The organism is Micromonospora sp. CNZ280, assembly GCF_011759515.1.
This window is the reverse complement of the sequence record NZ_JAAOYP010000005.1, coordinates 343,213-362,719: the sequence shown is the minus strand read 5'-3', so window position 1 is coordinate 362,719 and position 19,507 is coordinate 343,213. Positions and strand designations below refer to the sequence as shown.

At 74.1% G+C, this 19,507-nt stretch carries 20 protein-coding genes; 8 read left to right on the top strand and 12 right to left on the bottom strand.

Features of this window, described 5'->3' with window-relative positions; translation table 11 throughout:
* Positions 1 to 184: 184 nt before the first annotated feature.
* Genes FHX32_RS32365 through FHX32_RS32355 form a run of 3 tightly spaced genes read right to left on the bottom strand, consistent with a single transcriptional unit; the run spans position 185 to position 3,386 of the window.
* On the bottom strand, positions 185 to 1,027 hold the full coding sequence (locus tag FHX32_RS32365; RefSeq protein WP_167191683.1) for a glycosyltransferase: 843 nt from the start codon (positions 1,025 to 1,027) through the stop codon (positions 185 to 187).
* Positions 1,024 to 2,412, bottom strand: a complete 1,389-nt coding sequence (locus FHX32_RS32360) for an O-antigen ligase family protein (protein ID WP_167191681.1) — start codon at positions 2,410 to 2,412, stop codon at positions 1,024 to 1,026. The genes FHX32_RS32365 and FHX32_RS32360 overlap by 4 nt, the downstream gene beginning before the upstream one ends.
* Positions 2,409 to 3,386, bottom strand: coding sequence for a hypothetical protein (locus FHX32_RS32355; protein WP_167191679.1), 978 nt, complete (start codon positions 3,384 to 3,386; stop codon positions 2,409 to 2,411). Before FHX32_RS32355 ends, FHX32_RS32360 begins: the two co-directional genes overlap by 4 nt.
* A gap of 357 nt (positions 3,387 to 3,743) precedes the next feature.
* Here FHX32_RS32355 and FHX32_RS32350 point away from each other — a divergent pair, with 357 nt between their 5' ends.
* The 3 genes from FHX32_RS32350 to FHX32_RS32340 are packed head-to-tail and all read left to right on the top strand — an operon-like array spanning position 3,744 to position 7,118.
* Complete coding sequence (locus FHX32_RS32350; RefSeq protein WP_167191677.1) at positions 3,744 to 5,048, top strand: glycosyltransferase family 4 protein; 1,305 nt, start codon at positions 3,744 to 3,746, stop codon at positions 5,046 to 5,048.
* Positions 5,045 to 6,127 carry a glycosyltransferase family protein gene (locus FHX32_RS32345; RefSeq protein WP_167191675.1) on the top strand — a complete coding sequence of 361 codons (1,083 nt, stop codon included), beginning with the start codon at positions 5,045 to 5,047 and terminating at the stop codon, positions 6,125 to 6,127. The genes FHX32_RS32350 and FHX32_RS32345 overlap by 4 nt, the downstream gene beginning before the upstream one ends.
* Before the next feature lie 28 nt (positions 6,128 to 6,155).
* Entirely contained in the window at positions 6,156 to 7,118 is a 963-nt protein-coding gene (locus FHX32_RS32340) for a glycosyltransferase family 2 protein (RefSeq protein ID WP_167191673.1), read from the top strand.
* Between the two features lie 35 nt (positions 7,119 to 7,153).
* Here the strand turns inward: FHX32_RS32340 and FHX32_RS32335 are convergent, their stop codons facing one another.
* Both FHX32_RS32335 and FHX32_RS32330 read right to left on the bottom strand, forming a co-directional pair.
* Positions 7,154 to 7,819, bottom strand: coding sequence for a polysaccharide deacetylase family protein (locus FHX32_RS32335; RefSeq protein WP_167191671.1), 666 nt, complete (start codon positions 7,817 to 7,819; stop codon positions 7,154 to 7,156).
* 104 nt (positions 7,820 to 7,923) lie between these two features.
* On the bottom strand, positions 7,924 to 9,375 hold the full coding sequence (locus tag FHX32_RS32330) for a sugar transferase (protein ID WP_167192219.1): 1,452 nt from the start codon (positions 9,373 to 9,375) through the stop codon (positions 7,924 to 7,926).
* A gap of 540 nt (positions 9,376 to 9,915) precedes the next feature.
* On the opposite strand from FHX32_RS32330, the gene FHX32_RS32325 reads away from it, so the two are divergent.
* The gene (locus FHX32_RS32325; protein ID WP_167191666.1) at positions 9,916 to 10,812 is read left to right on the top strand and encodes a universal stress protein; all 897 of its coding nucleotides are present in this window, start codon (positions 9,916 to 9,918) and stop codon (positions 10,810 to 10,812) included.
* Between the two features lie 142 nt (positions 10,813 to 10,954).
* Positions 10,955 to 11,803: a universal stress protein gene (locus FHX32_RS32320; RefSeq protein WP_167191664.1), complete on the top strand. Its 849-nt coding sequence runs from the start codon at positions 10,955 to 10,957 to the stop codon at positions 11,801 to 11,803.
* Positions 11,804 to 11,868: 65 nt separating this feature from the next.
* On the opposite strand, the gene FHX32_RS32315 is transcribed toward FHX32_RS32320, so the two are convergent.
* The 3 genes from FHX32_RS32315 to FHX32_RS32305 form a co-directional block, all read right to left on the bottom strand.
* Positions 11,869 to 12,492: an FMN reductase gene (locus FHX32_RS32315; RefSeq protein ID WP_167191662.1), complete on the bottom strand. Its 624-nt coding sequence runs from the start codon at positions 12,490 to 12,492 to the stop codon at positions 11,869 to 11,871.
* Entirely contained in the window at positions 12,489 to 13,628 is a 1,140-nt protein-coding gene (locus FHX32_RS32310) for an LLM class flavin-dependent oxidoreductase (protein WP_167191660.1), read from the bottom strand. Before FHX32_RS32310 ends, FHX32_RS32315 begins: the two co-directional genes overlap by 4 nt.
* A 137-nt stretch (positions 13,629 to 13,765) precedes the next feature.
* A complete protein-coding gene (locus FHX32_RS32305) occupies positions 13,766 to 14,011 on the bottom strand; it encodes a hypothetical protein (protein WP_167191658.1) in 246 nt (81 codons plus the stop codon).
* Between the two features lie 226 nt (positions 14,012 to 14,237).
* On the opposite strand from FHX32_RS32305, the gene FHX32_RS32300 reads away from it, so the two are divergent.
* Complete coding sequence (locus FHX32_RS32300; RefSeq protein WP_208419631.1) at positions 14,238 to 14,639, top strand: DUF3224 domain-containing protein; 402 nt, start codon at positions 14,238 to 14,240, stop codon at positions 14,637 to 14,639.
* A gap of 44 nt (positions 14,640 to 14,683) precedes the next feature.
* Here FHX32_RS32300 and FHX32_RS32295 read toward each other — a convergent pair whose 3' ends face one another.
* The 3 genes from FHX32_RS32295 to FHX32_RS32285 all read right to left on the bottom strand — a co-directional run bounded on the left by FHX32_RS32295 (position 14,684) and on the right by FHX32_RS32285 (position 16,770).
* Positions 14,684 to 14,959 carry a MoaD/ThiS family protein gene (locus FHX32_RS32295; protein ID WP_088994749.1) on the bottom strand — a complete coding sequence of 92 codons (276 nt, stop codon included), beginning with the start codon at positions 14,957 to 14,959 and terminating at the stop codon, positions 14,684 to 14,686.
* A 1-nt stretch (position 14,960) separates the two neighbouring features.
* A complete protein-coding gene (locus FHX32_RS32290) occupies positions 14,961 to 16,046 on the bottom strand; it encodes an exo-alpha-sialidase (RefSeq protein WP_167191654.1) in 1,086 nt (361 codons plus the stop codon).
* 103 nt (positions 16,047 to 16,149) lie between these two features.
* Positions 16,150 to 16,770: a DNA-3-methyladenine glycosylase gene (locus FHX32_RS32285; RefSeq protein ID WP_167192217.1), complete on the bottom strand. Its 621-nt coding sequence runs from the start codon at positions 16,768 to 16,770 to the stop codon at positions 16,150 to 16,152.
* Between the two features lie 210 nt (positions 16,771 to 16,980).
* On the opposite strand from FHX32_RS32285, the gene FHX32_RS32280 reads away from it, so the two are divergent.
* Complete coding sequence (locus FHX32_RS32280; RefSeq protein WP_167191652.1) at positions 16,981 to 17,400, top strand: DNA-binding protein; 420 nt, start codon at positions 16,981 to 16,983, stop codon at positions 17,398 to 17,400.
* Positions 17,401 to 17,539: 139 nt separating this feature from the next.
* Positions 17,540 to 17,893 carry an MmcQ/YjbR family DNA-binding protein gene (locus tag FHX32_RS32275; RefSeq protein WP_167191650.1) on the top strand — a complete coding sequence of 118 codons (354 nt, stop codon included), beginning with the start codon at positions 17,540 to 17,542 and terminating at the stop codon, positions 17,891 to 17,893.
* Between the two features lie 100 nt (positions 17,894 to 17,993).
* On the opposite strand, the gene argH is transcribed toward FHX32_RS32275, so the two are convergent.
* Positions 17,994 to 19,457 carry an argininosuccinate lyase gene (argH, locus tag FHX32_RS32270; protein WP_167192215.1) on the bottom strand — a complete coding sequence of 488 codons (1,464 nt, stop codon included), beginning with the start codon at positions 19,455 to 19,457 and terminating at the stop codon, positions 17,994 to 17,996.
* Positions 19,458 to 19,507: the final 50 nt, after the last annotated feature.

The following is a 19,507-nucleotide window of genomic DNA, read 5'->3' as shown; positions in this document are numbered from 1 at the left end:
GTATCCCCACACCGACCCGTGCTCAGCGCCGTCGGGCTGCTACCGTCGGTACCGCTCGGCCGGCCGCCCGACGAGCGGCGACCGCTGTCGGCCCGGCTCGTACGCGCTCGGTCGAGGCACGAGCCTAGCGCCGGCCGGCCCGGCGGCACCCCTGCGACATCGGGCAGTTCTGCGCTACGACCGGTCAGGCTTTCCCGCCGGCGGCTCGGCTCGAACGGTCATGGGCCCAGGCGACCTGGCCGGTTCGGGCCGCTCGACGGGCACCTCGCTCCGCCAGGAGGGTGATCACCACGTAGCAGACGGCGGCCGGCGACAGCCAGGGGGCGCGCAGCACCACATCGGTCAGCCAGGAACTCCTGCGCGAACGGCGGACCCCGGGCAGCTCGTCGCGCAGAGCGGTGTTGCCGGCCCGGACCCGGACGAGGCGACGGACCAGGTCGCCGGTGCTCCTGGGCGCCGCCACCCGCACCGTCGCCGCGGACACCACGAGCCGCTCCCGCTCGGTGAAGAGCGAGTCCAGGAACAGGTCGTCGGCGACCTGGTTGGGAAACCGGCCGAACCGTGCCCGCCCCCGCCGGGACAGCGCGATCAGCCCGCGGCCGTACAGCCCGCCGACGACGGCGGGCAGTCGGGAGTGGATGGCGTAGTAGGCGCGTACCGCCGGTGCGCGTCCGGCCAGCTCCATCCGGCGGGCCGGCACGGCGGCGAGCGCGCCGGTGCGCTCCAGCTCCCCCACCAGCAGGTCGATGCCGCCGTCGTCGAGCACCACGTCGGCGTCGAGGTAGAGGCGCGGGAAGCTCGCTGCGGCGGCGTCACCGGCGTTGAGGGCGGCGGCCTTGCCCGGCTCGGCGAGCTCGACGACGGTGACGCCACGCCGGCGGGCCACTGCCGCGGTGTCGTCCGTGCACCCGTTCGGCACCACGACCACCTGGGCCGGATCCGCGACGACGGCGTTGCGCAGCACGCTGTCGAGGCAACGGTCGAGGACCGCGGCCTCGTTGTGTGCGGCGATGACGATGCTGGTCAATCGATTCCCCGGACGGTCGAGGTGCGGACGATGCGGGCCGGGTGGGTGAACCGCCACACCGCCCCGCTGAGGCCCACGAAGAGGGCCAGGCTGATGGCGAAGGTCGTGTAGTAGAGCGAGTCGAAGGTCCCGCCGACGACGACGGCGACCACCTGGGCGGAGACGAGGGCCACGCAGAGGTGGCGGTCCTCCTCGCGGGTGGCCCGGCGGAGCGCGATCACGGCCAGCACGACGCTGACCACGTGCACCGCGAGCAGCGCGGCCACCCCGACGACGCCACCGGTCACCAGGGTGTAGAGCCACTGGTTGTCCAGGATGGTGTCGCGCACCGGGTCGGCGAGCAGCGTCCGGGGCCCCCGGCCCAACCAGGGCCGCTGGTCGAAGAAGTGCCCCACCAGCTCGTAGTCGTTCGTCCGGCCCTCGATGCTGGGATCGACCCCGACGTTCAGAAACATCGCCTTCAGGGTGCCCAGCACTCCCGGCTTGAGGAACATGATCGCCATCACCGCGCCGGCGCCGAGGAACATGAACGTGTAGCGCAGCCGCCAGGACCAGATCGGCACCATGACGATCAGGGCGAGCGCGAGCGCCACGATGCCGGTGCGGGAGATCGACATCGGATTCGCCACGGCCGCGAGCATCGCGCACACCGCGGCCGACCACCGGTGCCACCGCTTCGGCGCGAACCGGGCCACGTGGATGGCGAACGGCACCATCATCGCCATGACCGCGCTGTACTCGATGTAGTGGACGGTGGTCCCCGCCACCCGGAACTGGCCCTCGTCGCCGCGCTGGCCGAAGCCGGCCAGACCGCCCTTGACCTCCAGGCCGGGGACCACCAGGTGCGCCGAGACGTCGTACTTGAAGACCGCCTGGATGATGCCGACGACGGCCATGAAGCCGGTGCACCACACCGCCACCCGCAGCACCCGGTTGAGCCGGTCCCAGTTGCGGATCCCGTCGGCGGCGATCAGCGCCACGCCGAGGAACTCGAACAGTTGCAGCATCGCGAAGTCCTGCGCGTTCGCCTCCTGCGTGGGCAGGCCGCGCAGCAGTCCGGCGAGGTACGACAGCAGGTTGGCGACCAGGTAGACGCAGAGCACCCAGCGGATCGGCTGCGGCCCCATCAGCAGCAGCGTCGGGTTCAGCCGCGCCAGGCACCACCAGGCGAAGAGCAGCAACGCCACCAGCAGCGCCGGCCGGCCGGCGTAGGTCAGGTTGGGCACGATCAGCGTGCCCGGCAGCACGTAGAGCAGGACGATCGTGGCGCCCAGCAGCGTCGAGACGTCCAACCGGGACCGGTGGCGACGGATGCCGTACGTGCCGTCGGCCAGGAGCGACGGCTCGAGGTCGACGGGGTGGTACCCGGTCGCGGTCGCGGTCACGGCCGCTCTGTCCTGCCTCCACGCGGCCAGGTGTTCGAGTGGGAAACCGGGAGCACGACGGTCGCGTCGGCCGACGCCGGGGCCGGGCGGCGGGGATCGGCGTCGGTCCGCACGGGGCGCTCGGCGCCGGGGTGCTCCCGCCTGGGCGGCTGCCCGGCCCGGTCACCGGCCGCCGCCTGCGGCTGCTGCGGCGGCACCCGCGGCGCGACAGCGCCGACCGCCGGTCCGGACCCGACCCGGGCCGCCGTCCCGACCTGGTTGAGCTGACCGTCGAACGAGGCCGAGGACGCCAGGTTTCCGCCGGCGGCGGGCCGGGCGGCACCCTCCGCGGCGGACGCCGGCGGCTCGGTCGCGGTGCCCGCACGGCGGCGAGCCCGCCGCCGCAGCAGGGCGTCCGCGGCGATCGTCACCCCGGCGGTGAGCAGCAGCCCGGCGCCGAGCGCCACCACCATCACCCGCATGAGCTTGGAGTTCTGGACCTCGACCTCGGTGCCGTCGTCGAGCGCGAGCGTCGTGATCAGGTCGCTCTCGGACACCTGCAGCGAGGCCTGCCGTTCGGCGACCGCCTCCTTGATCAGCGTGAGCATCCGCTGGGCGGTGGCCGTCGCCTGCTCCGGGGAACTACCCACCGCCTCGATCTCGAACAGCGGCACCCGGTCCACGGTGACGGTGACGTTGTCGGAGAGGCCGTCCGCCACCATCTGCTTCAGCACTGACTGTCGGGTCACATCGATCATCGCGGCGTTGCCCAGCGCCGCGTAGCCCAGGTCGAACCAGGGGTTCTTGATCGGCTTCTGCCGGCCGTCCGGTCCGGTGACCACCGGCGGCGGGATCAGCTGGATGTGGGCCTTCGCGCTGTAGTCCGGCGGCACGGTCTGACTCGCCACGCCGACCAGGGCCAGGGCGGCGAGCAGCAGCGGCAGGGAAATGCGCCAGCGCCGGAAGAGCAGCTTGGTCATGTCCCAGAGGTCCACTACATCCCCTTGCCGAGGTTCGGGTGAGAAAACGAGGGCGCGCCGCGGGTGACACGCGGCGAGACCGGGCGTGGGCCGATGCCACGAGCCGAGGCAAGTGTCGCCGTGCGGGCGACGCCTTGGCAAGAAAGACAAGCACACCGGGCGATAGTTCGATCCGGGGCGAGCGATGACATTGCTGACTTACTGAGCGGTCAGTCGTCAGGTTGACAGCCGGCTCAGTACCAACGGGGGATGTTCCGGGTCCTCGATTCCACGATCGTGACGGAGCGACCACCGGTCCCCGCCGCCGCATCCGGCGGCGGCACTGTGGACCGTTGCTGCGGCGCCGGCCGCTGGTCGCCGGAGGGAGCGTCCATGGCAGTGGAACAGGCGCGGGCGGGCCGGCAGGCGAGGGCCACGAACACCGGGCGGGCGCGACGACCACACGTGGCCATCGCCGTGATCAACCTGCCGGTGGAGAAGGACCGGCGGGTGATCCGGGAATGCCTCGCCCTGGAGAGCGCCGGCTACCGGGTCACGGTCATCTGCCCACGGGGTGAGCAGCGGCTCCGTCACCTGCCGGGCAGCCGGGACACCGCGATCCGGTCGTTCCGCCAGCCGTTCGCCGGCGACGGCGTGCTCTCCTTCGCCGCGGAGTTCGCCTGGGCGTTCCTCCGGGTGGCCTGGCACCTCGCCGTGCTGGTGCTCCGGCACCGGGTGGTCGCCGCGCAGGTCTGCAACCCGCCGGACGTGTTCTGGCCGCTGGCCGTGGTGATGCGGGCGACCGGCCGGGGCTGGATCTTCGACCACCACGATCTGAGCCCGGAGCTGTACGCGTGCAAGACCGGCGCGCCGCGCCCCGTCGTCACCCGGTTGCTGACCTGGTTCGAGCGGCTCTCCATGCGGTTCGCGAGCGAGGTGGTGAGCACCAACGAGTCGTACCGGCAGATCGCGCTCACCCGCGGCGGGTGCCGGCCCGAGCGGGTGACGATCGTCCGCAACGGGCCCGCCGCCGGCGAGATCGCCGCCCCCACCAGCGCCGACGCCGGCGGCCGACGGATCGTCTACGTCGGAGTGATCAACGAGCAGGATCACGTGGACCGGGCCGTCCTGGCCGCCGAACGGCTCACCGCCCGGCGCGGCCGGGACGGCTGGGAGATGGTCATCGCCGGTGACGGCGAGTGCCTGCCAGCGCTGCGGGCCATGGTCGACGAGCGGGGGCTCGGCGACGTGGTCCGGTTCACCGGCTGGCTCCAGGCTCCGGAGGTCGACGCGCTGCTGCGCGGCGCCACCCTCGGCATCCAGCCGGACGTCTTCAGCGACATGACGAACCTGTCCACGATGGCCAAGACGGTGGAGTACATGGCCCGTGGCCTGCCCGTGGTAGCGGTCGACCTGCTGGAGACCCGCCGCACGGCCGGTGACGCCGGTCACTACGTCGCCACCGGCAGCGCCGACGAGTTCGCCGAGGCGCTCGACGAACTGCTCGACGACCAGGGCCGGCTGGCCCGGATGCGGGCGATCGCGCGGGAGCGGTTCACCTCGGTGCTGGCCTGGGAGCACCAGGCCGCCGCGTATCTCGACGTCTGGCGCCGGGTGGTGCCGCTGCCGGTCGCCACGGCGACCGCCCCGCCGACCGACCGGGCGGTGCCGGTCGCCTCACCCCGCCACTCGTCTTGATCGGCGCGGCGAAGCGGGCGGGGCGGGACCGGCTCCGGCGGCTCGGTCAGGCGCGGGAACTGCGGCGGCGCACTCCCCCACGGCTGCGGTACGACCCGGACCGCCGCGGACCGGGTCTCGTCCACTACCTCAGCCCCGACGACAACAAGCCCAGCGGCGGCATCCGCAACCTCTACCGGCACGTGGACCTGCTCAACGAGGCGGGGGTGCCCGCCGCCGTGCTGCACTCCCGGCCGGGTTTCCGGGCCGACTGGTTCGTCAACCGGACCCGCGTCGCCGCCGCCGGGGAGGTGACGCTCGGCCCGCGCGATCTCCTGGTGGTACCCGAGTACTTCGGTCCGGGACTGCACCGGTTGCCGGCGCCCGCCCGGAAGCTGGTCTTCAACCAGAACGCCTACCACACCTTCGCCGAGGTGCCGCTCGACGGCACCCCGGCCGGCGCACCGTACCGGGACTGCCCCGGCGTCGAGGGGCTGCTCACCGTCTCCCGGGACAACGCCGCCCTGCTCCGCCACGCCTTCGCCGACCTCGACGTGCACCTCACCCGGGTGGTGGTCGACGAGCGGGTCTTCCACCCGCCGGCCCGTCCGGCCGGCCGGCGGATCGGCCACATGCCCCGCCGCCGCGCCGCCGAGCAGGAGCAACTGTTGCACATCCTGCGCGCCCGCGGCGTACTGGCCGGGTGGGACCTCGTGCCGATCGACGGGCTGACCGAGGCGCAGACGGCCGAGGCGCTGCGCGGTTGCCCGATCTTCCTCAGCTTCAGCGAACGCGAGGGCTTCGGCCTCCCGCCGGCCGAGGCGATGGCGAGCGGCGCGTACGTGGTCGGCTTCACCGGCCTGGGCGGGCGGGACTTCTTCGACCCCCGGTACTGCGCGCCGGTCGCCGAGGGCGACCTGCTGGGCTACGCCGTCGCCGTCGAGCGGGCGCTCCGCCGCTACGAGGAGGACCCGGCGGCCGTCGTCGCGGCCGGCCGGGCGGCCGCCGAGCGGATCCGCTCGGAGTACCACCCGGACGGGCTGCGCGCCGATCTGACGGCCGTCTACCGGACCTACCGCAGCCCCGCGGTGCCCGCCTGATCCCGACCGTACGAGGAGCGCACCGCACATGGCCACCGCCCCGGCATCCGGATCCGACGACGTCGTCGCCGTCGTCGTCGTCACGTACCACAGCGCCGCCGTCCTGCCGGGCCTGCTGGACTCCCTCGGCCCCGGGCTCGCCGGCGTGCGCTGGCACCTGACGGTGGCCGACAACGCCTCGTCGGACGGCACCGTGGACACGGTCCGGCGACTCATGCCGGCGGCGCGGATCGTGCAGACCGGCCGCAACGCCGGCTACGCGGCCGGCATCAACGCGGCGGTGGCCGCCGCGGACCCGTTCACCGCGGTCCTCATCCTCAACCCGGACGTCCGGCTCGCGCCGGGCTGCGGCGGGGTCCTGCTCGACCTGCTGCACCGCGGCGGTGACGGCATCGTCGTGCCGGTGGTGACCATGGCCGACGGCCAACCCGAGCACACCCTGCGACGCGAGCCCACCGTGCTGCGCGCGCTCGGTGACGCGTTGCTCGGCGCCGAACGGGCCGGCCGCTTCCGGCTGCTCGGCGAGGTGGTCACCGACCCCGCGAGCTACCAGCGCGAATCCTCGTCGGACTGGGCGGTCGGCTCCGCCATGCTCGTCGGCGGCCCCTGCTGGGCGACGTGCGCGCCGTGGGACGAGTCCTTCTTCCTCTACTCGGAGGAGACCGACTTCGCCCTGCGGGCCCGCGACGCCGGATTCACCACCCGGCTGGCCCCGGGAGCCCGAGCGACCCACATCGGCGGCGACTCGCGGGCGGCGCCCTGGCTGTGGCGGTTGCTCACGCTGAACAAGGTGCGCCTCTACCGGCGCCGGCACGGGCGGCTGGGCACTGCCGCGTACTGGGCGGCGATCCTGCTGCGGGAACTCAGCCGGGCCGCCCTGGGCAGCCCGACCAGCCGGGCGGCGGCGGCGGCACTGCTGCGCCCGGCGTCGCTGCGGGAGGTGCCCGGCCCGCCCGGCGACCGGCCGGTCGCGGTCGACGCCCCGGCCTGAGTCGGCGTGCCGGCGCGGTGGGGCGTGCGCCGACCCTACCGCCAGCGCTTGACCAACCCGACCGCGCCGGCGCGGGCCCGGCCGAGCAGCCCCTGCCCGAAGACGATGGCGCGCAGGCTCTCGGGCGTATCCCCGGCCCGGACGCTGTAGCGCGGTTGCAGCCACGCGCCGCCTCGGGCCGGCCGCCGGTCGCTGGTGAACACCCGGGTGTAGCCGGCCGCCCGCAACCGGGACAGCACGGTCCGGTCGTACCGGCCGAGCGGGCAGGCGGCCTGGTCGACCGGCTCGCCGGTGACCTCGGCGATCCGGTCCCGGGCGGTGTGGAACTCCTCGGTCGCCTGCCGCGGGGTGAGGCCCCGCCAGGGCCGGTGCCACATGCCGTGGCTGCCCACCGGCATCCCGTGCCGCCGCAGTTCCCGGACGCCGTCGGCGCCCACGCTGCCGGGCTCGCCCAGCCGACCGGCGATCAGGAAGAAGGTGGCGCTCGCCTGCCGTTCGAGCAGGGCGGGCAACCCCACCTCCACATCCGAGGCGTTGCCGTCGTCGAAGCTGAGCCGTGCCCGCGGCCACGAGACGACCTCGTCGAGGATCGCGTGGAACCGGTCGACGGTCACCCAGTAGCGGTCCTCCCCGGGCTCCAACTCCCGGCGCGGCGTACCGATCCCGTGGAACAGGATGTTGATCACGCGGTGGTCGGTCATGGCGCTCCTGTGCCGGGTACGAAGGGGATCGAGATTCATTCAACCGGCCTCGCTGACCGGGGGCAGTCGGCCGACCGTCCGCATTCCGGCCGCCGCGGTACCGGTCAGTACGCGCCGGAGCTGCGCACGACAGCGCTCAGCGTACGGACCAGGATCGCCAGGTCCATCGTCAACGACCAGTTCTCCACGTAGGACAGATCCAACCTGATGGACTCCTCCCAGGACAGGTCGGACCGGCCGGAGACCTGCCACAGCCCGGTGAGGCCGGGCTTGACCACCAGCCGCCGCCGCATGTCCGGCGGGTAGTTGGCCACCTCCCGGGGCAGTGGCGGCCGCGGCCCGACCAGCGACATGTCGCCCCGGACCACGTTGACCAGCTGCGGGAGTTCGTCCAGCGACAGCCGGCGCAGCCACCGCCCGAGCGGGGTCACCCGTGGGTCGTCCCGCATCTTGAACAGTTCCCCGTCGGTCTCGTTGCGGTCCAGCAGCTCCGCCAGCCGGTCCTCGGCGTCCAGGTACATCGTCCGGAACTTGTAGATGACGAACAGGCGGCCGTTGCGGCCGACCCGCTCCTGACGGAAGATCGCCGGGCCGCCGGCATCCGGGCTCAGCCGGATCAGCAGGGCGATCGTGACCAGCAGCGGCGCGGCGAGCACCAGCAGCAGCAGCGCCGAGACGCGGTCGGTGACCGCCTTGACGAACCGCGGCCCGCCCTTGAGCCGCGGGTGCTCGACGTGCAGCATCGGCAGCCCGTCGACCGGACGGATGGTGGTCCGGTCCCCGGTGACGTCGACCAGGCTGCTGGCCACGATGAGGGCGACCTCGTCGCGTTCCAGTTGCCAGCCCAGCCGGCGCAGGGACGCTCCGGCCATCTCGGGGCAGGACAGCACCACGACGGTGTCCGCTCCCGCTCGTGCGACGGCACTCGCCACCTCCTCGAACGTGCCGAGCACCGGCGGCAGCGGGCCGGCGGCGCGCGGCCGCAGCGGATCGGCCACCCCGTACGGCAGGCAGGCGCCGACCACTCCCAGCCCGTGGTAGCGCTCGCGGCGCAGCCGCCGGGCCATCTCGGCGACCGCGACCTCGTGCCCGACCAGGATCACCCGGTGCAGCCGTTCGCTCCGCGCCCACGAGCGGTGCAGGCGCTGCCGGACGAGATACCGCATCGCGACACCGGCGACGGTGGTCAACGGCATCGCGACCACCACGTAGCCGCGGGCGAGCCGGAAATCGAACGCGAGCGAAACGACGGCGAGCGTGGCAATCAGCGCGAGACCGGAGCGGAACACCCGCGCGTACTCGTCATTCCCGACGAATAGATAACGTGTTTCGTACGCTCGGTTGAGGGTCAGGACGAGCATCCAGGCGAATGGCAGAGTAATGGTGAGCCAGAGATGGCCCCGGTTGACCGGCTCGGCCGTTTCCTGACCGAATCGACCGACCATGGCCGCCGCCGCCGAAACCAGTCCCACCGCCAGGTCGACCAGACACAGGGTGGCGACGTAACGGGACTGCCAGCCACCGCGGCCCGACCCGGCCGCCGCCGCCGCCGACATCGGCGCCGGGTCGGCGGCGGAGTCGACGACCGGAGCAACCTCCACCGAGTTCACGCGGCCTCCATCGCTCGTCGGCCAGCCGTCCGCCGGGCGTCTCTCGTCAGCTTGAAATGGTGCGGTACGCGCAATGAAGCGCAGCCAGAAATTGCCGGTCCGGGAAGCGCCGGTGCGATACCGGCCAACCTGAGGATGGGTGATCGGGGCGCGCTTCGCCAGCACAGTTTCGCTTTTCCCGGCGCGAAGTCCAGTTACCGACAACAGAAACCGTGCGGATCGTTGCGCGGGGTACCGACCCGGCTGGCGGCAATGGTCCGTCCAGGTGTCGGAGATCATCCGTCGGGGCCCGGCCGGGCCGCACTTTCGGACGGCCGGAAAGGATGCCGGCACCGGCCGCCGGGCGTCGGCACGTGATCGCTTCGCCGACCCCCGGTCGGCCGGCCGCCCACCCCGCACGGGACCAACGGCCCGGTGGACGGGACCACCGGCACTGACCCGGCGCCGCGGGTACGGGCAGACTGGAACCGGACGAAGGAGGACGGCATGACCATCGAATCCGGTGCCCCCGTCGTGGTGGGTGTGGACGGTTCCGCCGCCGCGCTGGACGCGGTGCGGGTGGCCGCGCGGGAGGCGGAGTACCGGCAGCGTCCGCTGCGGATCGTGCACGCGTTCATCTGGCCGCTGATGAACACCCCGCTGGGACCGGTGCCGGGTGGACCGGCCGACGGCGGGCTGCGCAACCAGGCCGAGCGCTACGTCGACGAGGCGATGGCCGAGGCCGCCAAGGTCGCCCCGGAGGTACGGGTCACCGGTGCCGTGGTCGACGGCGCGGCCACCCCGGTGCTGCTGGACGAGTCCCGCGACGCCGCCCTGGTGGTGCTCGGCCACCGCGGGCTCGGCGGTTTCGCCGGACTGCTGATCGGGTCGGTCACCGTGCAGGTCTCCGCCCGGGCGCAGAGCCCGGTGCTGGTGGTCCGGGGCGAGCCGCGCGCCGACGGCCCGGTGGTGGTGGGCGTGGACGGTTCCGACCTGTCCACCGAGGCGGTCGGGTTCGCGTTCGAGGAGGCGTCCCGGCGGGGGGTCCCGCTGGTCGCGGTGCACGCCTGGCTCTACCCGCAGCCGGCCGGCCCGGGTGAGATCCTGCCGCTGGTCTACGACGTCGAGGCGTTCGGCGACGAGGAGGAGCGCGTGCTCGCCGAGTCGCTGGCCGGCTGGTCCGAGCGCTACCCGGACGTGCCGGTGCAGCGCCGGCTGGTGCGGGGTTCACCGGCCCGGGCGCTGGTCGAGGAGTCGAAGACCGCACAACTGGTGGTTGTCGGGGCGTACGGCCGGGGTGCGCTGACCGGGTTGCTGCTCGGTTCGGTCAGCCACGCGGTGCTGCACCACGCGCACTCGCCGCTGGCGATCGTGCGGCGCCGGCGTACCGCCGACAGGTCCTGACCCCCGCGTCGCCGCGCCGGCCGGTCCCCCGGCCGGCGCGGCGGCGCGCCCACCGCCGATCGACGCGCGACGGGTACGGGGAAACATCGGCCGGCCCCGGGTGACACCCGGACAATGACCTGATCGAGGACCTGGAGGGCAGATGAACCGACCTGTCGTGGTGGGAGTGGACGGATCCCCGTCGAGCCTGGTGGCGGCGGAGCACGCCGCGCAGGCCGCGGTGGGCCGCGGCTGCCCGCTGCACCTGGTGCACGGCTACCTGCACCCGCTCGGATACGGCGTGCCGCTCAACCCGTACGACGTGGGCATCCCGGCGCCGACCGAACAGGCGCAGAAGATGTTGGAGCAGACCGCCACCGACCTGGTCGGGCGCTGGCCGGGGCTGACCGTCGAGGCACGCCAGGTCGCCGGCGGGCCGGGGGCCACGCTGGTCGAGGAGTCGAAGCGCGCGGAGCTGGTCGTGGTGGGCAGCCGCGGCCACGGCGGGTTCGCCGGACTGCTGCTCGGTTCGGTAGGCAGCCAGGTCGCCGCGCACGCGCACTGCCCGGTGTTGGTGGTCCGGCCCGCCGAGCAGCCGGTGCTGACCACCGGGCCGGTGCTGGTCGGGGTGGACGGATCCGAGTCGGCGGAGCTGGCCGTCGGGTACGCCGCCGACGAGGCGGCCCGCCGGCAGGCGGGGCTGGTGCTGGTGCACGTCGCGCCGGCGGACGGGGAGGCCGGCGTGCCGCCGGAGCTGGGCGACCTGCTGACCACCGCCGCCGCGGCGGTGCGCGGCAGCCACCCCGGGGTGGCCGTCGAGGAGCGCGTGCTGCGGGCGGCCGGCCCCGGGCCGGCCCTGGTCGGCGCGAGCCGGGACGCCGCCCTGGTGGTGGTCGGCTCGCGGGGCCGGGGCGGGTTCACCGGGATGCTGCTCGGGTCGGTCAGCCAGGCCGTGGTGCAGCACGCGCACTGCCCGGTGCTGGTCGCCCACCCCTACGGCCACGCCCGCTGATCGCTGCACGGCCCGGGGTCACGCCGTCCCTGCCGGCGTGACCCCGGGGTCCGTGTGGTCGCCGCTCAGCCGTCGGCGCGGCCGAGCAGGTCCTCGAAGCTGGTGGTGAGGGCGAACGGGTCGGCCGGGCCGGTGGAGACCGGCCGCCGGTGGATCTGTTCGGCCAGTTCGGTGGCGGCCCGGTCGATCCGGCGCCGCAGCGCCCCGTCGGCCGTCCCGCCGGACCAGTCCTCCGGCGCGGCGAAGACCGCCGTCGGCACCACCACCGCGTGCAGGTAGGCGAACAGCGGCCGCAGCGCGTGCTCCAGGGCGAGCGAGTGCCGGGCCGTGCCGCCGGTCGCGGCGACCAGCACCGGCCGGTCGGCCAGGGCCTCGGCGTCGACCAGGTCGAAGAACGACTTGAACAACCCGTTGTACGACGCGTTGAAGATCGGCGTGACGGCGATCAGGCCGTCGGCGCCGGTGACCATGTCCAGCGTCGCCCGCAGCGACTCCGACGGGAAGCCGGTGAGCAGGTGGTTCATCACGTCGTGGGCGTGCTCGCGCAGGTCGACCGGGTGCACGTCGACCGCCTCGGCCCGGGCGACCAGCGCGTCGCGGGTGGCCGCGGCGAGCTGGTCGGCGAGGAGCCGGGTGGACGACGGCTGGCTGAGGCCGGCCGAGACGACGGCGAGGGTGCGACTGTTCATCGGGCCGCCCCGGGGGCCTTGCCGGTGACGTCGTCCACGGCGTGGACCGTGCTGTCCTTGGCGCCACCCGCCGCGGCGACCAGCGGGGCGTGTGTGGGCGCCTCGGGCACGTGCGCCGGACGCAGCGTGTCGAACTCCTTGCGCAGCACCGGGACCACCTCCTCGCCGAGGATGTCGAGCTGCTGCAGCACCGTCTTCAGCGGCAGGCCGGCGTGGTCGATCAGGAAGAGCTGCCGCTGGTAGTCCCCGACGTAGTCGCGGAAGCCCAGGGTGCGGTCGATGACCTGCTGCGGGCTGCCCACGGTCAGCGGGGTCTGCGCGGTGAACTCCTCCAGCGACGGGCCGTGCCCGTAGACCGGCGCGTTGTCGAAGTACGGCCGGAACTCGCGGACCGCGTCCTGCGAGTTGCGCCGCATGAACACCTGCCCGCCGAGCCCGACGATGGCCTGGTCGGCGGAGCCGTGGCCGTAGTGCTCGAAGCGCTGCCGGTAGAGCCCGACCATCCGCTGGGTGTGCTCCCTGGGCCAGAAGATGTGGTTGGCGAAGAAGCCGTCCCCGTAGTAGGCGGCCTGCTCGGCGATCTCGGGGCTGCGGATCGAGCCGTGCCAGACGAACGGCGGCACGCCGTCGAGCGGGCGCGGGGTCGCGGTGAACGACTGCAACGGGGTGCGGAACCGGCCCTTCCAGTCCACCACGTCCTCGCGCCAGAGCCGGCGCAGCAGGTCGTAGTTCTCGATCGCGAGCGGGATGCCGTTGCGGATGTCCTGCCCGAACCACGGGTAGACCGGGCCGGTGTTGCCGCGACCCATCATCAGGTCCACCCGGCCGTCGGCCAGGTGCTGCAGCATCGCGTAGTCCTCAGCGATCTTCACCGGGTCGTTGGTGGTGATCAGGGTGGTGGCGGTGGAGAGCAGCAGCCGGGACGTCCGGGCCGCGATGTAGCCCATCATGGTGGTGGGCGACGAGGGCACGAACGGCGGGTTGTGGTGCTCGCCGGTGGCGAAGACGTCGAGGCCGACCTCCTCGGCCTTGAGCGCGATGGTCACCATCGCCTTGATCCGCTCATGCTCGGTCGGCTCGCGACCGTTGGTCGGGTCGACCGTGACGTCGCCGACGGTGAAGACTCCGAACTGCATGACCAGCTCCTCGCGTTGTCCGCCGGGGCCGACGCGGCGCCCGGACGCACCCCACAACATATTTGACGAGTCAACTATTCCGCCGGCGGTGGCACCGGCGGTGGCGGCCGTCACGTCGGCGCACGCCCCGGGGCTCGTCAGTGCTTCCGCGCGGCGGCGTCCCGGACCGCCCGGTCGCGGCACCGGCCGAGCACGGTGTTGACCAGCGACGCGTCCCGGTCGCGCAGCGGGTACCCGACGGACCAGTGGATCCGGTACGCCGCCTCGGCCGGGTCGTCGTTCAGCCCGTCCGGATCGCTCCCCCAGGTGACGCACATCGCCTGCGCCTGATCCTGGTGGCGGCTCAGCAGCCGCCGGTGATGCGCGAGGGGGTCGCCGATCATCCGAGCAGTGCGCCGCGCCCGCGCCGGCCACGTGGCCCCTGCCGGCGCACGCTGGGCGCCCCCACCCACCTGCCAACGGACGCCCGGGACGACCGGCGGACGGCCGGCGGTCGCGGGTGGTGCGGTCGCGGGCGATGCCGGCGACCTCCCGCGCGGAGCACGACCGGCAACACCGCCGCCGGGTACCTGACGGAAGATGTCAGCCTCGGCGGGCAGGATGGCCCGCATGAGCGAACGCGCCGCAGGCGGCTTCACGCTGGACAGCTGGGACGAGGAACCGTACGACGAGGGCGGGGGCGGCACCCTCGCCGAGGCCCGGATCACCAAGTCCTTCACCGGCGACCTGGTCGGCACGAGCGTCACCCGGATCCTGATGTGCCGCACGCCGGTCGAGTCCTCCGCCGCGTACGTGGGGTTCGAGCGGTTCACCGGCACCCTGGCCGGGCGCCGGGGCAGCTTCGTGCTGCACCACACCGCGGGCAGCGACACCGAGACCGGGTCGCGGCTGTCCTGGACGGTGGTGCCCGACTCGGCCACCGACGAGCTGCGCGGCCTGCGCGGCGGCGGGCGGATCGTGGTGGGTCCGGACGGCGGCCACACCTACCAGCTGGACTACCGGCTCGACTGAGGTCCGGCGCGGTGGCTGACCGCCGGCGCCGCACGCCCCCGCGGTCAGCCGCCGGCGACCGAGGGCAGCACCTGCACCTCGGCCGCCTCGGGCACCGGGGCGTCCAGCCCGCCGAGGTGCCGGCAGTCCTCCCCGTCGACGTAGACGTTGACGTAGCGGCGCAGCTCGCCCCGCTCGTCGCGGATCCGCCGGGCCAACCGGGGCCAGGAGCCGGCCAGGTCGTCGAGAACGGCCCGCAGGGTGCCCGACGCGGCGACCGTCAGCCGGCTCGCGCCCCCGGCCTCGCCGCGCAGCGGGCCGGGCACCAGCACGGTGACCACGTCACACCTCCGCGGCCCGGACGCAGAGCACGTCGGGCAGGTGCGCGGCCACCCGGGACCAGGAGTCGCCCTCGTCGCGGCTGGCGTAGACCTCGCCGGAGCGGGTGCCGAAGTAGACCCCGCCGGGGGTGGCGTCGTCGGCGCACATCGCGTCGCGCAGCACCGCCGGATAGAACGGCCCCTCCGGCAGGCCGGTGCTCGCCGGCTGCCAGGTGGCGCCGGCGTCGGACGAGCGGAACACCCGGCAGCGCCGGTCGACCGGGAAGCGCTCGCTGTCGGCGGCGAGCGGGAAGGTGAAGACCGAGTCGGGGCGGCCGGGCAGGCTCACGATCGGGAAGCCGAAGTCGCTGGGCAGGCCGTCGGCGATCGACGACCAGGTGTGCCCGTCGTCGTCGGAGCGGTAGACGCCGTGGTGGTTCTGCGCGTAGAGCCGGTCGGGGCTGCCGGCGTCCCGGGCGACCTTGTGCACGCACTGCCCGAACTCGGGCCACTCGTCGGGCAGGAAGTAGGCCCGGATGCCGGTGTTGCCCGGCGCCCAGCTGGCACCGCCATCGGTCGACCGGTAGACACCACCGGTGGACATCGCCACCAGGAGCCGGTCGGCGTCGGTGGGATGCGGCAGCACGGTGTGCACCGCCTGGCCGCCGAAGCCCGCGCCCCACTGCTCGCGGTGCGGGTGCTCCCAGAGCGCGCGGACCAGCTGGTAAGTGATCCCGCCGTCGGTGGAGCGGAACAGCGCGGACGGCTCGGTGCCGGCCCAGACCACGTCGGGCTGGTCGGCGCCGGCCGGGGTGAGCTGCCAGACCCGGCCCAGGGTGGCGCCGGTGTCGGCCGGGAAGGCCACCGGCGCCTCGTCCGGCTCCCGCCAGGAGGCGCCGAGGTCGTCGCTGCTGGCGACGCTGGGGCCGAAGTGCGAGCTGGTGGTGCCGGCCAGCAGCCGGGGCGTGCCCCGCCGGGTGTCGATGGCTACCGCGTAGACGCCGGTCATCGGGAAGTGCGGGCCGCTCACCTCCCAGCTGCGCCGGTCGTCCGTGCTGGTGGCGAGGAAGAGACCCTTCGCCGTCCCGATCGCGAGCAGTGTGGCCATCGCCGCTGTCCTCCGTCTCGTCGGCGAGCGCGTGCGGCGTGATTATGACCACACCCTCCGACAGAATTGCCAGAGCGCGCCGCCGGCGGCCGGCTTCGCGGGGTCAGCGGCGGGTGCGCGGCACGTGTCGGCGGTAGGCGCTCACCGTCGGGTCGCCGGCGATCCAGAACCGCCAGGGCACGTCGTGCGCGCCGGTCACCCCCACCCGCGGCCCGGCGGCGACCGCCTCGGCCGGCACCGGGGCGTCGCCCGGACGCAGCCGGACCGGCCCGTCACCGAGCAGGTGGGTGCCGTAGGCCGAGCGGTCGATGCCGAGCGCCGCGCAGAGCCGGGCCGGCCCGCGGGCCAGGTCGACGTCCCGGCGTACGGCGGGGCGCCGGGCCCGGGCCACGGCCAGCCCGTCGACCACCTCGCCGGCGCGCAGCAGCACGGCGGCCGCCTCTCCCACCGGTCCGGTGACCACGTTCACGCACCAGTGCATGCCGTAGGTGAAGTAGACGTAGGCGTGCCCGGCCGGGCCGAACATGACCGCGTTGCGCGGGGTGCGCCCGCGATGGGCGTGCGAGGCGGGATCGCCGGCCGTCCCCGCGTACGCCTCGACCTCGGTGATCCGGACGGTCACCCCGCCGGCGGTCAGCCGGCAGCCGAGCAGCCCGCGGGCCGCCGGCAGCACCGGACCGGCGAGCAGGTCGGCGAGATCGGCGAGCCCGGCCGGCTCGGCCACGTCGGCCGGCTCGGCGAGGTCCGCCGGCCGTCGGTCGGGGTGCGCCACCACGGGTCCGACCCTATCCGGCCGGCACACCGGCCGCCGGACGCTGCCGCCCGGCCCCGGCTCGGCCCGCGACCGGGCGCGTCGGCCGAGGCGCTCCGGCCTGATGGACCCCCACTTAAATAGTCTGTTGAAAACGTCCCGTTGATGTGATGGGGTCGGGGCATGACCGAGGACGTCTTCACCGCGCCCGACGCCGGCCGCGCCCGCGCCGAGCGCACCTACGCCGCCCTGCACCGGATCGCCGAGCGGCACGCCGGCACCGACGCGCGCCGCCGGCGGCACACCAACCCCTACCTGCCGGACCCGTACGAAGCGATCGCGCTGGTGACCGCGCTGGCGGCCGGCGGCGCCGAGCCGGAGCCGGGCGAGGAGCCGGTCGACGACGGCGACCTCACCGCGGCGCTCACCCTGCTCCCGCACCTGCGCGCCGAGGTCGACGCGCTGGAGGCCGGCCTGCTGACCCTGGCCCGCGGCCGCGGCCTGACCTGGCAGGCGATCGCCTACGGCCTCGGCCTCGGCAGTGCCCAGGCGGCCAAGCAACGCTTCGAACGCCTCTCCGCCCGCACCGCCGCCGGCGACTGACCCGATCGTCCGCTGTGGAGCGGGCGCCGGCCCTGCCCGGCGACATCCGATCAGCGGGTCGGCGACGGGTACGGCGGATGTGCCGGTGCGTCGGGGAGACTGGGGCGGACGTGCCGGGGACCGAGCGGCGGGAGGGGCGATGGAGCGGGCCGAGATGCTGGCGTACTGCCTGGCGAAGCCGGGTGCCTGGCTGGACCAGCCGTGGGAGGGCGACGAGGTGGTCAAGGTGGGCAGCCGGATCTTCGCGTTCCTCGGCTCGCCGGCCAACCCGCCGACGATCGGGGTGAAGTGCGGCCCGAGCCGGGAGGTGGCCGACGAGTGGCTGCACCGGCACCCGGACGACGCCCGGGTGATGCCCTACATCGGCCGGTCCGGCTGGAACACGCTGCGGCTGGACGGCGGGATCGACGACGAGGAGCTGACCGAGGCGGTCGACGCGTCGTACGACGCGGTGGTGGCGAAGCTGCCGAAGCGGGAGCGGCCGACGGCCTGACCCGGGCCGGACGCCGGGCCGGCCGCGCCCCGCCACGTACGTCCGGGGAACCGCCACTCGGCGAGCACTGAGGCGGCAGTTCCCCTGACGTCGCGTGGACTCAGCGCGGGACGACGCGCTCGGCGGCCCACTCCCGCCAGCCGGCCAGCTTGTCCGCAGCGGCGGCGAGCTGGTCGGCGACCGGCCCGGGGCCGGTGGAGCCGGGCGTGGTCCGGGCCGCGAGCGCGGAACGGACCGAGAGCACGTCGCGCACCGACGGGTCGAGGTGCTCGCTCACCGCGGCCAGGTCGGCGTCGGAGACCTCGTCGAGCGCGCAGTCCCGGGCCACGCAGAGCGCCACCAGCCGGCCGGTGATCTCGTGCGCGTCGCGGAACGGCACGCCCCTGCGGACCAGCCAGTCGGCCACCTCGGTGGCCAGCGAGAACCCGACCGGCGCGGACGCGACCAGCCGGTCCACCCGGACGGTCATCGTGGAGATCATCCCGGCGAGCGCCGGGAGCAGCAGTTCGAGGGTGTCGACCGCGTCGAAGGCCGGCTCCTTGTCCTCCTGCATGTCCCGGTCGTAGGTCATCGGCAGGCCCTTGAGCATGGTGAGCACGCTCATCAGCCCGCCGACCAGGCGACCGGACTTGCCCCGGGCCAGCTCGGCGATGTCCGCGTTCTTCTTCTGCGGCATGATCGACGAGCCGGTGGCGAAGGCGTCGTCCAGCTCGACCCAGCCAAACTCCTGCGAGGTCCAGAGCACCACCTCCTCGCCGAGGCGGGACAGGTGCACGCCGATCATCGCGGTGACGAAGAGAAACTCGGCGACGAAGTCCCGGTCGGCCACGGCGTCCATCGAGTTGGCGAAGGACGTGCGGAAACCCAGCTCCTTCGCGACGGCGACCGGGTCCAGCGGCAGGCCGGAGCCGGCCAGCGCGCCCGCGCCGAGCGGGCTGACCGCCGTTCGGTGGTCCCAGTCGCGCAGCCGCTCCAGGTCCCGCAGCAGCGGCTGGACGTGCGCGAGCAGCCAGTGCCCGAAGGTGACCGGCTGGGCGTGCTGGAGGTGGGTCATGCCGGGGGCGGCGGTGTCCACGTGCCGCTCGGCCTGCTCGACCAGCGCCTCGGCCAGTTCGACCAGCCGGGCGGCCACGCCCCGGGCATGGTCGCGCAGGTAGAGCCGCAGGTCCGTGGCGACCTGGTCGTTGCGCGACCGGCCGGCACGCAGCTTGCCGCCGAGGCTGCCCAGCCGCTCCAGCAGGCCGCGCTCCAGCGCGGTGTGCACGTCCTCGTCGTCCACCGTGGGGCGGAACTCCCCGGAGGCGCAGGCCGCCTCCAGGTCGTCCAGGGCGGCCAGGATCCGGCCCAGTTCCTCCGGGTCGAGCAGGCCGGCGCCGGCCAGGACCCGGGCGTGTGCCCGGGAGCCGGCGATGTCGTACGGCGCCAGCCGCCAGTCGAACTGCACGCTCACCGACAGCCGGGCCAGGGCCTCGGCGGGGCCGCCGGCGAACCGGCCGCCCCACAGGCTGGTGCGGTTGGTGGCGGCGCTGTTCTCGGTCAGGCTCTTGTCGTCCACCCCACCCATTGTGGCAGCGCTCACCTTTCGCTCCCGACTGCGGGGCTCACCCGCTGCGC

Excerpts from the sequence above, each read along its gene's own strand:
- FHX32_RS32330 (WP_167192219.1), bottom strand. The coding sequence starts at position 9,375 with ATGTCGGCGGCGGCGGCGGCCGGGTCGGGCCGCGGTGGCTGGCAGTCC.
- FHX32_RS32325 (WP_167191666.1), top strand. The coding sequence starts at position 9,916 with ATGACCATCGAATCCGGTGCCCCCGTCGTGGTGGGTGTGGACGGTTCC.
- FHX32_RS32340 (WP_167191673.1), top strand. The coding sequence starts at position 6,156 with ATGGCCACCGCCCCGGCATCCGGATCCGACGACGTCGTCGCCGTCGTC.
- argH (WP_167192215.1), bottom strand. The coding sequence starts at position 19,457 with ATGGGTGGGGTGGACGACAAGAGCCTGACCGAGAACAGCGCCGCCACC.
- FHX32_RS32305 (WP_167191658.1), bottom strand. The coding sequence starts at position 14,011 with ATGATCGGCGACCCCCTCGCGCATCACCGGCGGCTGCTGAGCCGCCAC.
- FHX32_RS32310 (WP_167191660.1), bottom strand. The coding sequence starts at position 13,628 with ATGCAGTTCGGAGTCTTCACCGTCGGCGACGTCACGGTCGACCCGACC.
- FHX32_RS32300 (WP_208419631.1), top strand. The coding sequence starts at position 14,238 with ATGAGCGAACGCGCCGCAGGCGGCTTCACGCTGGACAGCTGGGACGAG.
- FHX32_RS32350 (WP_167191677.1), top strand. The coding sequence starts at position 3,744 with ATGGCAGTGGAACAGGCGCGGGCGGGCCGGCAGGCGAGGGCCACGAAC.
- FHX32_RS32320 (WP_167191664.1), top strand. The coding sequence starts at position 10,955 with ATGAACCGACCTGTCGTGGTGGGAGTGGACGGATCCCCGTCGAGCCTG.
- FHX32_RS32335 (WP_167191671.1), bottom strand. The coding sequence starts at position 7,819 with ATGACCGACCACCGCGTGATCAACATCCTGTTCCACGGGATCGGTACG.
- FHX32_RS32290 (WP_167191654.1), bottom strand. The coding sequence starts at position 16,046 with ATGGCCACACTGCTCGCGATCGGGACGGCGAAGGGTCTCTTCCTCGCC.
- FHX32_RS32315 (WP_167191662.1), bottom strand. The coding sequence starts at position 12,492 with ATGAACAGTCGCACCCTCGCCGTCGTCTCGGCCGGCCTCAGCCAGCCG.
- FHX32_RS32280 (WP_167191652.1), top strand. The coding sequence starts at position 16,981 with ATGACCGAGGACGTCTTCACCGCGCCCGACGCCGGCCGCGCCCGCGCC.
- FHX32_RS32275 (WP_167191650.1), top strand. The coding sequence starts at position 17,540 with ATGGAGCGGGCCGAGATGCTGGCGTACTGCCTGGCGAAGCCGGGTGCC.